At 67.5% G+C, this 13295-nt stretch carries 12 protein-coding genes; 1 reads left to right on the top strand and 11 read right to left on the bottom strand.

Annotated elements, in window-relative coordinates:
- Window positions 1-56: 56 nt before the first annotated feature.
- Window positions 57-317: a 30S ribosomal protein S16 gene (gene rpsP / locus ABE485_RS13320; protein ID WP_346515765.1), complete on the bottom strand. Its 261-nt coding sequence runs from the start codon at window positions 315-317 to the stop codon at window positions 57-59.
- Window positions 318-759: 442 nt separating this feature from the next.
- Here rpsP and ABE485_RS13315 point away from each other — a divergent pair, with 442 nt between their 5' ends.
- The gene (locus ABE485_RS13315) at window positions 760-1341 is read left to right on the top strand and encodes a hypothetical protein (RefSeq protein ID WP_346515764.1); all 582 of its coding nucleotides are present in this window, start codon (window positions 760-762) and stop codon (window positions 1339-1341) included.
- Window positions 1342-1408: 67 nt separating this feature from the next.
- On the opposite strand, the gene ABE485_RS13310 is transcribed toward ABE485_RS13315, so the two are convergent.
- The 10 genes from ABE485_RS13310 to ABE485_RS13265 form a co-directional block, all read right to left on the bottom strand.
- Window positions 1409-1678, bottom strand: a complete 270-nt coding sequence (locus ABE485_RS13310; protein ID WP_346515763.1) for a sulfurtransferase TusA family protein — start codon at window positions 1676-1678, stop codon at window positions 1409-1411.
- Window positions 1678-4302, bottom strand: coding sequence for an alanine--tRNA ligase (gene alaS / locus ABE485_RS13305; RefSeq protein ID WP_346515762.1), 2625 nt, complete (start codon window positions 4300-4302; stop codon window positions 1678-1680). The genes ABE485_RS13310 and alaS overlap by 1 nt, the downstream gene beginning before the upstream one ends.
- Before the next feature lie 80 nt (window positions 4303-4382).
- Window positions 4383-5432 (bottom strand): prepilin, encoded by a 1050-nt coding sequence (locus tag ABE485_RS13300; protein WP_346515761.1) that lies wholly within the window; start codon window positions 5430-5432, stop codon window positions 4383-4385.
- Window positions 5429-6046 (bottom strand): type 4 pilus major pilin, encoded by a 618-nt coding sequence (locus ABE485_RS13295; protein WP_346515760.1) that lies wholly within the window; start codon window positions 6044-6046, stop codon window positions 5429-5431. Before ABE485_RS13295 ends, ABE485_RS13300 begins: the two co-directional genes overlap by 4 nt.
- A 62-nt stretch (window positions 6047-6108) precedes the next feature.
- Window positions 6109-7242: a hypothetical protein gene (locus tag ABE485_RS13290; RefSeq protein ID WP_346515759.1), complete on the bottom strand. Its 1134-nt coding sequence runs from the start codon at window positions 7240-7242 to the stop codon at window positions 6109-6111.
- Window positions 7235-8977 carry an ATPase, T2SS/T4P/T4SS family gene (locus tag ABE485_RS13285; protein WP_346515758.1) on the bottom strand — a complete coding sequence of 581 codons (1743 nt, stop codon included), beginning with the start codon at window positions 8975-8977 and terminating at the stop codon, window positions 7235-7237. Before ABE485_RS13285 ends, ABE485_RS13290 begins: the two co-directional genes overlap by 8 nt.
- The gene (locus ABE485_RS13280) at window positions 8974-9468 is read right to left on the bottom strand and encodes a hypothetical protein (protein ID WP_346515757.1); all 495 of its coding nucleotides are present in this window, start codon (window positions 9466-9468) and stop codon (window positions 8974-8976) included. The genes ABE485_RS13285 and ABE485_RS13280 overlap by 4 nt, the downstream gene beginning before the upstream one ends.
- Window positions 9455-10795 (bottom strand): hypothetical protein, encoded by a 1341-nt coding sequence (locus ABE485_RS13275; RefSeq protein ID WP_346515756.1) that lies wholly within the window; start codon window positions 10793-10795, stop codon window positions 9455-9457. Before ABE485_RS13275 ends, ABE485_RS13280 begins: the two co-directional genes overlap by 14 nt.
- 2 nt (window positions 10796-10797) lie before the next feature.
- Entirely contained in the window at window positions 10798-12390 is a 1593-nt protein-coding gene (locus ABE485_RS13270) for a hypothetical protein (protein ID WP_346515755.1), read from the bottom strand.
- Complete coding sequence (locus ABE485_RS13265; protein WP_346515754.1) at window positions 12387-13280, bottom strand: TcpQ domain-containing protein; 894 nt, start codon at window positions 13278-13280, stop codon at window positions 12387-12389. The genes ABE485_RS13270 and ABE485_RS13265 overlap by 4 nt, the downstream gene beginning before the upstream one ends.
- Window positions 13281-13295 lie beyond the last annotated feature (15 nt).

The raw sequence follows: 13295 nt of genomic DNA, 5'->3' as shown, positions 1-13295 counted from the left end.
TTTTATCGTGCGCGTTGTCGCCTTTGTTGCCTGTGCAACATAAGCGACGCAGGCAATCAGGCGGCGGCGGAAACCTTGGCCGAGTAGTCCTTGACCAGACGCTCGACGGCAGGCGACAACTGGGCGCCGGTGCCGGTCCAGTACTGCACGCGATCCAGCGCAATGCGCAGGTTTTCCGTGCCTTCGGTAGCTACGGGGTTGTAAAAACCCACGCGCTCGATAAAGCGGCCGTCGCGACGGTTACGCGAATCGGTGGCCACCAGGTTGTAAAACGGACGCTTCTTGGACCCACCGCGGGCCAGGCGAATCACCACCATAGGTAATCCCTTGAATTAGTTGTGAAAAACGGGAAATTCTAGCACTTAAAGCAGCCGACTGGCAAATGCAAGTGCTGAAAATCTGTGATGCGGCGTGATTTGTATCGTAAAACACCACATCCGGGTATTCTAGAAACACGGGCTTTGGCCCGCCGCAGCCCAAAGTGTAGCCGCCCAGCGGCGCTTGTGCCTGCCGCATGCCTACTTTTATGCGTTTGAGCAGTTGGTACGCCTGAAGAACAACCCGATTGGAGAGATCGGATTCATGTCGACCCACGCAATGCGCTGCGCCCCGCCTCCTCCTGCGTCCCGTCGCGGCGCCGACCTTGCCCCGCTTTCCCGCCCCCCTCCCTGAGTCCGCATCGGCCTGGCCCGGCGACCTTGCCCCCGTTTTTCCCTGCGTTTTCCCCAAGAACTTCCTCTTACCGGAGGGTGCACCACCATGAAGAACCAAAAATCAGTCTTCGCCCCCGTCGCGCGCCTGGCTTTGGCCGGATTGCTGGCGGGAACCATGGCGTTGCCGCTGGGCGCCTCCGCCCGGGTGATCGGCGCGGCGCTGACAACCGCCTCGGGTCAGGTCACGGCGGTGGACCAGGCCACCCGCACGATTACGCTGCGCGGCGCCAATGGCAACACCGTGGAGGTCGTTGCCGGACCGGACGTGCGCAACTTCCAGCAGATCAAGCCCGGCGACACCCTGACGCTCGACTATTACGAGTCGGTTGCGGTCGATGTGCGCCCGGCCGGTTCCGGCGCGCCGGAAGTAGTGACCGAGACCGCTGCGAAACGCAGCGCCAAGGGCGCCCGCCCCGGCGGCGCCATCGGCCGCCAGACCACCATCACGGCCGAGATCTGGCACATCAACCGCAGCGCGAACCTCGTGATCCTGAAGGGGCCGGAGGGCGGCAGGCGCACCATTCAGGTCCGGGACCCGGCCCTGCGGGCAAAGCTGCAGCAACTGAAGGAAGGCGACCTGGTGGACTTCACGATCACCCAGGCGGTCGCTGCGGCCATCCACAGATAGGCGCTCGAATCCATGAAAAAAGGCCCGCAACATGCGGGCCTTCTTGCAGGCGCAGGGTTCGTGCGGACTAGCGCCGGCGCAGGAAATGCACGCAACGGCCTTCGGCCTCTTGCTGGGCGACCAGCGCGTTGCCGGTCTGGCGAGCAAAGGCCTGGAAGTCGCGGATTGCGTTGCGATCCGTCGTGATGACGCGCACCACCTGGCCGCTTTCCATTTGCGCCAAGGCCTTCTTGGCGCGCAGGATCGGCAATGGGCAGGTCAGGCCGCTGGCATCGACCTCCTGATCGAACGCCGGCGCCTGGGCGCCGGCCTCGAGACTGGTGTCGCCCCCGCTCATCAGAGGCGCTCGCCCACCCACTTCTGGACGCCGGCGATCGCCGCGGGCAGCGCCGCGATGTCGGTGCCGCCGCCCATGGCCATGTCGGGACGGCCACCGCCCTTGCCGCCCACCTGGCTGGCGACGAAGCCCACCAGGTCGCCGGCCTTGATGCGGTCGGTCAGGTCGGCGGTCACGCCGCCCACCACGCTGATCTTGCCGTCGGCCGAACCGGTGGCAAGCAGCACGACGGCGGGCTTCAGACGATCCTTCAGATTGTCGACCATGCCGCGCAGCGCCTTGGGATCGACGTCGCCGATGCTGGCGGCAAGGACCTTGATGCCCTTGACGTCGACCGCGGCGCTGGAGGCGAGGTCGTTGCCGGCGCTGGCGGCCAGCTTGTTGCGGGATTGCTCCAGTTCCTTTTCGAGCGCCTTGACCTGATCCTGGACCTGCGCGATACGGGCAGGCAGGTCCGCGGGCGTGCTGCGCAGCATGCCCGCGACCTGCGTCAGCAGGGCATTCTGGTTTTGCACCCAGGCCAGCGCGTTGTCGCCGGTGATGGCTTCGATGCGGCGCACACCCGCGGCCACGCCGCCCTCGGAGACGATCTTGAACAGGCCGATATCGCCGGTGCGGCTGACGTGCGTGCCGCCGCAAAGCTCACGCGAGAAGCCGATATCCAGCACCCGCACCGTGTCGCCGTACTTTTCGCCGAACAGCGCCATGGCGCCGCCCTTCACGGCATCGTCGTAGGCCATGACCTGCGCGACGGTGGGCTGGTTGGCCAGGACTTCGGCGTTGACGATGCCTTCGACGCGCGCGATCTGCTCGGCCGTCAGCGGCGCATCCTGCGCGAAGTCGAAACGGGTCTTGTCGGGGTCCACCAGCGAGCCGCGCTGCTGCACGTGCGCGCCCAGCACCTGGCGCAAGGCCTTGTGCATCAGGTGGGTGGCCGAGTGATTGCGGACCGTGCGGGCACGGCGAACCGCATCCACGCGGGCCAGCAGGGTGTCGCCGACGGACAGCGAGCCGGATTCCAGCACGCCATGGTGGCCGAACACGCCAGCCTGAATCTTCAGGGTATCGGCGACCGCGAAGCGAACGCCATCGGCTTCCAACAGGCCGGTATCGCCCACCTGGCCGCCCGACTCCGCGTAGAACGGCGTGGCGTCGAGCACGACCACCGCGCTTTGGCCGGCCTTGACGTCCTGGACCTGGGTGCCGTCCACGTACAGCGCGGTGACCTTGACGCCGTCCAGCTCGAGCTTTTCGTAGCCTTCGAAGCGCGTCTCGGCGCCTTCGTAGCTCAGGCCCTCGGCCATCTTGAACTTGCCGGCCGCACGGGCCTGGTCGCGCTGGCGCTCCATGGCGACTTCGAAACCGGCCATGTCGACGTCCACTTCGCGTTCGCGGCAGATGTCGGCGGTCAGGTCCACGGGGAAGCCGTAGGTGTCGTACAGCGTGAACAGCGTGGTGCCGTCCAGCACACCGCCCTTGGGCACATTGGCCAGGGCGCCGTCGAGGATGCGCATCCCGTGTTCCAGGGTTTCGCCGAAGCGCTCTTCTTCCTGCTTGAGGACCTGGGCCACGCGGTCGGCGGTGGCGGCCAGTTCGGGGTAGGCGTCGCCCATTTCGGCGACGAGATCCGGCACCAGGCGATGGAAGAACGGCTTGGTCTGGCCCAGCTTGTAGCCGTGGCGCAGCGCGCGGCGCACGATGCGGCGCAGCACGTAGCCGCGGCCTTCGTTGCTGGGGATCACGCCGTCGACGATGAGGAACGAGCAGGCGCGGATGTGGTCGGCGATGACCTTGAGCGAGTTGTTTTCCAGGTCCTTGACGCCCGTTTCGCGAGCCGCGGCGGCGATCAGGTGCTGGAAGAGATCGATTTCGTAGTTGGAATGCACGCCCTGCAGCACGGCGGCAATGCGTTCCAGGCCCATGCCGGTATCGACACAGGGACGCGGCAGGCGCGGCATGTTGCCGGCCGCATCGCGTTCGAACTGCATGAACACCAGATTCCAGATTTCGATGTAGCGGTCGCCGTCTTCTTCGGGCGATCCCGGGGGGCCGCCCCAGACGTCGGGACCGTGGTCGAAGAAGATTTCCGAGCAGGGACCGCAGGGACCCGTGTCGGCCATCTGCCAGAAGTTGTCGGAAGCGTAGCGCGCGCCCTTGTTGTCGCCGATGCGGATGATGCGCTCGGCCGGCACGCCGACTTCCTTGGCCCAGATGTCATAGGCCTCGTCGTCTTCCTGGTAGACGGTGACCCAGAGCTTTTCAGCGGGCAGCTTGTAGACCTGCGTCAGCAATTCCCAGGCGTACTGGATGGCATCGCGCTTGAAGTAGTCGCCAAAGCTGAAATTGCCCAGCATTTCGAAGAACGTGTGGTGACGGGCGGTGTAGCCCACGTTCTCCAGGTCATTGTGCTTGCCCCCGGCGCGCACGCTGCGCTGCGACGAGGTGGCACGCGTGTACGACCGCGATTCCTTGCCCGTGAAGACGTCCTTGAACTGGACCATGCCCGAATTGGTGAAGAGCAAGGTCGGGTCGTTGCCCGGGACGAGCGACGACGAGGGAACAATGGTGTGTCCCTTGGACTTGAAGAATTGCAGAAACTGCTGGCGAATCTCGGAGGATTTCATCGTGGATGAAGCAGAATTTAGGCGAATCGCCAATTATAGAGGGTTGGCGGGATTGCGCGGAAACGGGCGTGGCTGCGGGGTCAGCGCAGGCAGACGTAACCGGTCGTCCAACCCTCGGTTTCGGTCCATTTCCCCCCTGCGGAGACGATGACGCCCGCATACCCTTCGGGGCAGGAACACTGGCCCGTGCGGGGGTTGGCCGTGGAGACGCCCGTGTAATGGAAGCATCCCAGCGGGTAGTTGATGCTGTAGGCGCCCCCAAATCCGCCGTTGGCCTGCCTCCAGACGCCGGACTCGCAGGACAGCAGCTCCCCGCTGCCCGAACTGGCCAGCACCCCCGGCCTGGCCCCGCAGTAATGGCCCGGCGTCTCGCGGGCACCCACGGTCACATACCCGCCCGCGTCAATGTTGCCCGCCACCGAGAGATCGCCCTGCAGCTCGGGATTGCGGGTATCGCGCATTTTCACGTAGCCGCTCATGTCCGGTTGCCCGTCGCCAGCGCCAGCCCACAGGGCGAGCGTGCCTGGCGCATGGGTGGGCGCCCCTGCCGCCGCCGGATTGGGAAAGCGGTATGCAGCCCCGCGCAGCAGGGCTGGGGCGTCCGGCCATACGGCTCCGCCGTAGCCACCGGCGGCCTCGATGACGGAAGCCATGGCGACCAGGTCCGGGACTTGCGTCCCTTTTTTTAGCAAGGGCCTGTCGGCATAGATGACGCCATCCATCCGGCAAGCCGCGCCCGGGCACCCCGAGGCGCGGAAAATGCTGATGCCTGCTCCGAAGCCCAGGGCCGACTGGTTGGGAAAGTCAGCCGGCAGATGACCCTGCGTGCGCAATTCGGCCAAGGTGGGACGGAATGCGTCCCCGAACATGGGCCGCCCCTGGCTGTCCACGGGCTGCTCGCCCTTCGCCATGACATCGAAATGCCGCGCCATCACCCCGTCCACCGCCAGACGGATCTGTGACATCCACACGCCGGTGGACCGGGCGGCGGCCGATTCGATGGCATGCACCACTTCGTTCGATGCCCAGATGGCGACCGCGGTGGTGATGGCCAGGGCCAGCGCCATCGCCACCAGCGAGAATCCCGCCTGGCGCCGCGGGCCGCCCGAGAGGCAAGTGGGCGCGCTCATCTTGCCGTGAACACAAAGGTATTCACGTCGCCCTGGCTGCACTGGGCCTGAGCCTGCGCGGCGCGATAAGGCGTACTGGGCTTGGCGATGGAGTCCTTGACCACCTTGGCCCCGCTGCTTCCCGTGATGGAGATGATTTCCGACACCCGCTGCAGCACGGACGCCAGCGCCGGACAAGCCGCGTGGCTGACGCTGGTGAGCGTGAGCGTGAAGGCGGAGCCCATGCCCGCGCCGTCGACGGCCGCGGGTTCGACCTCGACCACGCCGCTTCCGCCCGTGCCGCTGCCGCCCAAGCCATGGGCGACGCTTGCGGCGGTCCCGGAGCCCGCGACGGCAAGCACGGTGGAATCTCGCAAGGCATTGGCCAGGGCCCCCGTATCCAACCCTGTGTAAGGGGTGATGCCTCCCCCCTGCGCGTTGATCTTCATGCTGGCGATGAAACGCTGCAGCTCCTCGCCCACCTTCGGCACCTTGTTTTCGATTACATACCCGCCGATGGCCGGAATACCGACGATCGCGATCAACAGGACGATGGCCGTGACGATGGACACCTCCATCAACGAAAACCCGCGCTGGCGCGCAGCGTTGGGCCGGAACTTCCCTGGTTTCTTCATGATTACCCTCTTTGGATGAAGCGCGCAGCGCAGCTGCGCCGTTGTCGCCAGCCGTCCACCGCCTACTGGCTGGCGTAGAAATTGGTCAACGCCTGCCGCAGTTCGTCGATCACTGCGTAATGCCAGAGCGTGATGCCCAGCACGGCCGCAAGGGACGAGATCAGCAGCGACCAGCGCAGCACGAGCGCCTGCCGCCGCACCCGCGACAGCAAGCGGAATTCGACCCGATGGCGCACGCGGGCCAGCCCGGGCTCTACCCCCAGGGCGTCCATCATGTCGGCCATGTACCACCAGGTCTCCGGGTCCAGCAGGCCGGTTCCGAAGATCTCCGGGCCGCTTGCGCCTGCGTCGATGCGGTCCAGCATGGCCTGCAGGTGCGCGTGCAGCCAGGGTGGCGCATCGCGCGCCTGCACCGACAGAGCATGCCGCAAGCGGGTGTCGGCCGCGCCGTGCTGCCGGATGAGCACGGACAGTAGAGAAAGAAAGCGGATCGCCTGAAAGTCGCGGTAGAGCCGCCAGAGCAGCCAGCGGTCGAGCACCGCCCTGATGGCGCCAGTCAGGTTCGCCAATGACCACAAGCTCAGCAAGACCGCGCCGAGCATCAGCACGACCCACAGCGCAAGCCATTGCCGCAGGCCGCCGGCCAGCGCGAACAGCGCGCGCGTCAGCGACGGATAGTCCTCGGTCGGCACGGCCTGAAACACCTGCTGCAGCCGCGGCACGCTGAAGAACGGAATGGCGCACAGCAGGCCGAAGGCGACCATGGCGGCCACCACGCCGGTAGCGGCAGCCGACAGCATCGCCAGCCATGCGTCGGAAGAAAGCCTGACGGCTCGCGCCAGGTCACGCAGCGCCGCCGCCAGGTCTCCGCCCTCTTCCTGCACGCAAGTCAGCAGTTGGCATTCGCCATGGGGCAGCGTGTCGGACCACGCTGCGCCCAAATCGCCTCCGGCGTCCAGATAGGAAGCGGCCCAATGCAGGCACAGGCGGCCGCGCACGGTGGCCTGCCCGTAGCGGCGCGCGTCGTCCTCGAAGATGTCGCGCAGGCTCTTGCGCCCTTGCGTACCTTCGACGACGTCGGCCAGGTACTCGTAATAATCCGCGCGCTGGGAACGGAACCGCAACGCGTCCATCCGGCCCTGGTAGCCGCCGAGCAGCCGGAGCCCGGCGAATGAAACCCATGAGCGATCAGCCATGCGTGCCTCCGGCAGCCCCAGCCAGGACGCCCTGCGGCGCAATGGGCAGTTCAAACCTGCGCAGCAGCGTCCGAGGATCGATTTCCCCGGTGCCGACCTTGTAGAGGGCGCAATCCAGCGCACGCACGCCTCGCGTGGAAGCATCGCGCCAGGCGGTTCGGCTGGCAGGCTGGAACTGCTGCTTCAGCCCCTGGTTGTCGCGCCTGCGCACCCGGTCCAGGAATCCTTCCGCGCGATCGGGTTCGATCATCTCGGCCGCAACGCTGCGGCCCGCCGTGCCGTTCAGTTCCGGCAATTGCGCGCGCCGGCACTGCGGACAGCCCGCGGCGTTCCTGACCCTGAGCGTGCCGGCATCCAGGTCGAAAGCCGCCTGGAGTTCGCGCATCCAGGCCCGCCAGCCCTGTCCCGCCGACCGTTCATGGCCCGGGCCGGCGGTCCAGAGACTGTCCACCGGGAGCGCGCAGCCACTGCAGAGCCGGGGCAACAGTGTCTGATAGATGAGCAGTTTCAGGATGCCTGGCGAAGCGAGGAACTCGCGCGACACGCCGATCGCGTCGGATGCCAGGCGCTCGGGAATCATGGCGGCCGAACCGGCGTGCGTGGTGGCGTACAAGCTGACGCCCGAACTGGCCAGGTCCATGAAGGCGCGCCCGGTATGGGTGTCGCGGATCTCGCCGATCAGCAGATCGTTCATGGCCGACCGCTTGATCGTCTTGAGCTTGGCGTCCAGCGCCGGCCAGGCGGAATCGCCCAGCGCGCCAGCGAGCGTGTTCTGCAGCGCATTGCCGATGTGATATTCCACCGGATCTTCAAGCGTGATGACCTTGCGCGTGGGCGCAATGCCCCGCATCAGCGCGGCAATGGTGGTGGACTTGCCCGAGCCAACCACGCCCGCCAGCACGATGGCGCCGCCCTCGCGCTCGCGCGCCCGCTGCAGGGTCTCGGCCTGGCTGGGCAGGTAGCCCAGCGCAAGCAGATCGCCATCCACGGAGGCATCCAGCCGCAGGATGCGCAGGCACACCGACGGCCCCGCGTCGGCGGCAAGCGACGCCCAGCGCAGCACGATGGGAACGGCGTCCACCTCCAGCGCGATGCGCCCCTGCTGTTCGAGCGCCGGATCGAACACGGCGCCATTGCCCCCGCGCACGTCCATCCAGGCCACGGCCAGCACTTCGAGCAGCGTGGAACCGGACAGCCCCGCAAAGCGGTCGGTGCCGACATACTCGCCGTGGATGGTGTATCGGATGTCGCCGGTGTCGCGCCGCTGGTCCACGTTGACATGGACATCGCTTGCGCCCTGGGCGACTCCCCAGCGAACGATGTCGAGAAAAAGCGCAGCCAGCGCCGAAACCCGCTCCGCCTGTCTTGCCCGGTTCCAGCGGCCCGGCCCGGAAGCCGTGAATTGGCCGCGCGCGATCATCAGCAGGAGCGGAGCGGGAAGCACGTAACGGGCGGGTTGCGCCTTGCGGTACCCCGCCGCCTTCATCATGCGCTCGACCTCGTCGATCTGGTCTCCGACCGTATATTCCCGAACCGCAAAGACGGCGGCCTCGCCGCCTTCCAGGAGCACGGGGCAAAGACGTCCGGCCAACGCGGCCAGGTCGAATTGGCTGCCCAGCGCCCTGACAAACGCCGGCTCCAGGCGCGCAATGTCCTCGGGCGTGTTGAGTTCGGGCACGGCGAGCGCGGGCACGGGCGCGCCCGATGCCGCGGCAGGCAAGGATTGCGGCGTCATGGCCTGGCGCCTCCCGCGTCCAGGCAGGCGGTGTGGTCGCGGCCGTCGCGTTGCAGGCGGACGCAAGCGCCATCGATGGTCAGCAGGCGATAGGCGTCCAGCGCGGCCGTCCCCGCCACGGGATCGGCTCGGCCTGCCCGGTAGCGCAACAGCGAACCGTTGACCACGACATCGACGTTCAGGCTCCGGGCCGTGCCGAATATCGCGGCGACGCGAATGTCGTCCGACCGGCGCAAAGGCTGTGCGGCACTTGGGGCGGCTTGCCCGCCCGTCCCGCAGATGCCGGGCGCCCTGCAATCCGCCAGGGCCGCGGCGGCATCCGCCCGCAGCAGGGCGCGTACGGTTTCCGCCTCGGGCCAGGGCTGCGGCTCCAGCGCTTGAACGGAGGCGCCCTGCGCTCGGCAAGCCGAGGCGGCGCCCACCACTACCACGCCGAGCAAAAACCGTCCGATGACCGGCCGGCGCAAAATGCCATGCTTATTCCTGTTCATAGATATCCCCCTGCAATTCGGCGACGAGCGCACTGGACGTCAGACTGGGCTGGAGTTGCGGCTGGACGTTGACCACAAGCCGGGACCATCGGGCTGCGGGGATGGGCCCGGGCAAGAGCGCCATGGACCGCAAGGGTCCGTGCAAGGTCAACGTCCTGCGCCTGATGACCGGCATGTCCTGCCGGGACGGATCTGCCTGCGCGGCACGATGCGTTTGCGTCGCGGCCGGCACGTGCGGCAGCAGCGGCGTGGGCGTCGACAGCGACACGGAAGCGAATGCCGGCCGCAGTCCCTGCAATCCCCCTGCCACCTGGGTATCGACATGGAGGGCGGCGGGCAGGGTCATGTCGACCAGCCGCAACGCGCCCGATGCCATGCGCCACATCAGCGTGGCTTCCTCGAGCGGCTTGAACGACACCTGCCAGCCGGCAGGCAGCAAAGCGTAAAGGCCTTGATTGGTGGCCTGCGGGTGGGCCCGGGCGTATACGGCGGAGCAGTTCCATTGCTGCGCGCCGGCATCGCATTGCGCGCGACGCAAGGCCCAGCCCCGGACCTGTATCGGCAGCTTGCCCACGCCAGCCAGCAGGCGTCCCAGTTCGGCCGGCGCGTGCGCGGCCGTGCCGCGCAGCATGGCCTGATAGGCATCCACCAGCGGATCGCGAACGGGCGCGGGTTCAGGCTTGGCAACCGGTCGCCCGAAAAGCGGACTGAATGGGGTGTTCCACAAGGGCGGCGCGGCGGCGGCCAGGCCGATGCACACCAGGAAAATGCGCAGCGCCAGCGGTAATTGCGCCCAGCGCGATGGCAGCGCCGCCAGCGCGGCGCCGGGTTCGACCGCCTGCAGCAAGGCCGCCCAGACCTGTTCGGCGGCCTGCTCTTTCAGGGCAGGCCGCAGCGCAAGCAGCGCCTGCTGCTCTCGCCGGGCCTCTTCAAACGATGCGAACACCCTGTCCGCCTGCGACAGGACCGCGCCGCCATGGGCCGCCACCAGCCAGTGGCGCCCGTCCGGCATGCGCACGAGACTATGCCCGCCCTCTGGGTACAACAGCGCAAACAGCTGCGCGGCTGCCTGGGGAGGCGATGCGTTTGCCCCATGCGCCATCCGCGCGCGGCGATTGCGCCGCAGGCCCGGACGCGCCCGGCCATAGCCGGCCACGGCCGCTGGCGCGCCGCCCACGACGTAGTGCGTGGCTCGCAGTCGCCGTCCGCGCGAGCGCGCCAGTTGGGGGACGTTGGATCCGATCAGCGCGAACCAGCGCAAGCCAAAGGCCAGCAACCGTTCCGAGCCGGGACATTCGAACAGCAGGATTTGGGGGGCCCGGTCCACGTTCAATATCCTTCCTCGACCTGGGCCGTCACGAGGATCAGCGTGGTCAGGCGTTCAGAGGCGGCGCTGTCCTTGCCGCCAGCCAGCAGCGGCATCCCGGGCGCAAGCCGCTGGCGGTCATGCTGGTCCTGCTTGCGATCGAAGCCCGAGACGATCATGGGCTGGCCTGGCCGCAATTCGATCTGCTGCACGGTGCCGCTGCCGTCGATGGTGATCTGCTGAACCTGCACCTGGTTGGCGTTCTCGCCGAAGGTGATGGTCTTCAGGGGTTGCGCCACGGCGTTGTCGTAGGCGATGGACAACAGGATCTGGCCGTCTTCCTGGATGTCCGGCAACAGCGTCAGGAAGGAGCCGACCGTTTCCTCTTTCTGGCTGATGGAAACGGCGGGCAGCGAACCGTTGGCCCCGCTGGACGTCATGCCAGGAACTGCCGTGCTCTGCACGCGGTCGATGTAGGAAAACGTGGTCCGGACGGCATGCGTGACAGGCCGGCGATTCAAGGTGAGTACCGGGATCTTGCTGTGCCGCACGACCGACCCCATGGCGCTGAGCGCGGAGACAAGCGCTTGTGACCCTTGGAAGGGGCCCTTGCCGGCGGCGGCCTGGAAGATTCCGGCACCGGCGCCGGGCGCACCGCCGGGCACCGCAAGCCCAGCGGTTGCACTGGCGGCGGCATACAGGGCGCTCCAGTCGATTCCCGCCGAGGCCTCGTGATTGGCAATGAGCGTGATTTCCTCGAATACCAGGCGAACCCGGCGGGTCATCGCCTTGTTCTCGCGTTCGAGGTAGCGCGCGACCCGTTCCAGGGCATCCGGCGTGTCGGTGACGACCAATGTCGCCGCGCCATCGACCGGCTCCGCGATGACGCCGGAACGGGTCAGGAAAGGCAGGACATTGGCGCGCAGGATGGCCAACGCCTTGTGCTCGCCCGCGGACAAGGAGGTCGTGGACGTGCTTTCGAAGCCCTCGCCTTCGGCGCTGCCCGAACGACCGAGCCTCACGTCGACCTTGCTGGCCAGCGACAGCGCGCGCAGATCGAACACCCGCGTTTCGGTGCGGTAGAACTCGATCGCATTGTGCTCGTAGCGCCAATGGATCGAGAAGCGTGCAGCCAGCGCATCCAGCAAGTCCGCCAGGGGCTGGGGACCCGCGCGCACCTCGATGCGCGCGGGCGCGGCGAGAGCGAGCGAACCGCTGATGGCCAAGCGGGGCAGGAACAGGTCCTGAGGCAGCAGCGCATCGGGACGAACCCGCACCGGGATCCCGGTCGCGGCGGTCAGCCGCTGGGCCAGCATGGGGAGGTCTGCGTCGTCGGCCAGCAACAGGGTGGTCTGCACGTTCTCGCGCAACGCGGGTGGGAGCAGGACCTCGCGCGCCAGGGGCTGCGGCTTGCCCGCCAGCCATGGCGTGGCCACCTCTTGCGCGGTGATGCGCGCCTGGCGGTCGGACAGGCCATCGGCAAAGGCCTGATGGCGGGCGGCGGCATCGGCATGCCTGCTATTTGCAGCCTGGCGCATGTCGGAAACCTGCTGCGATACCGAGCAACCGCCAAGAACGCAGGACAGCGTGGCGAAGAGAACCAGTCTGGAGTTCATGCTGCCGCTCCTTGCGCCGCCGCGCGCGAACACGATTGGGCAAGGGGCACGACGCGCAGGACGCGATTGCCATAGAAGCAAGGTTGGAGCGGCCTGTCGGCCAGTTCCGTGGCGCCCAGCAATTCGCGCACCGCGGATTTGAAGTCGCCGGAGAACTCGGCGGTTGCCGACAATGGAATATCCACGTCCACGGCCCAATGCTGCGGCTGGAAGGTCCAACCCGCTGCGTCCGCCCACCGCGCCAGCACGGCTCGCAGCGTGGCGTCAGGCGGCGCCGCGCGGAACGGGGAAGTCCGTGCGGCAGCAGGCGCATCCAGGCGGGAGAGATCTTCGGGGGGCTTGCGCGCAAGCAGACCTGACGCGGCCAGGGCGCCCACGGCAGGCGGCGCCGGGAACTCGGATGGCGTGCCGGACTGCGCCGAGACGGCCGGCATTCGGTGCGCGGCGTCCGGTTCACTGGCGGCCGATTCCGGCAAGCGCAATTCGGCCCCTCGTCCCTGCGCCGAGGCCGCGGAGACCGCATCGGCCGATTGCGCCCGCTGCGCCCTGGCGGTCAGCCTTCCGCCGCGAAAAGACAGGCCTTTCCATGCGCCGGCGACCACGACATAGGGATCGCGCCGCACATACGGCAAGGCGCGTTCGCCATCGCTGCCCATGCCGAATATGGCAGGCAGGGGCTGCCCCGGCAGGAACTGCAGCCAGGTTTCGCGGCCGTCATCGAAGACCTGCAAAGGCGCGACGGCGGGATCGCCGGAAAGCTGCCAGTCAAAACGGAAGCCCTGCGCGGACGGCCCCGCCGACTGCCACGAGGAACCGCCCGGGCCCTGGCCCGACCATGAACACGCGCCGAGACAGGACAGCCCGGCCGCCAGGAAGAAGATTCGTACCATGCCTCACCGCGAGCA

It is taken from the genome of Achromobacter spanius (assembly GCF_039673305.1).
GTDB classification, from domain to species: Bacteria; Pseudomonadota; Gammaproteobacteria; order Burkholderiales; family Burkholderiaceae_B; genus Achromobacter; species Achromobacter spanius_F.
The sequence above is the reverse complement of the archived record's forward strand: the minus strand, read 5'-3'. Positions and strand labels throughout refer to the sequence as shown.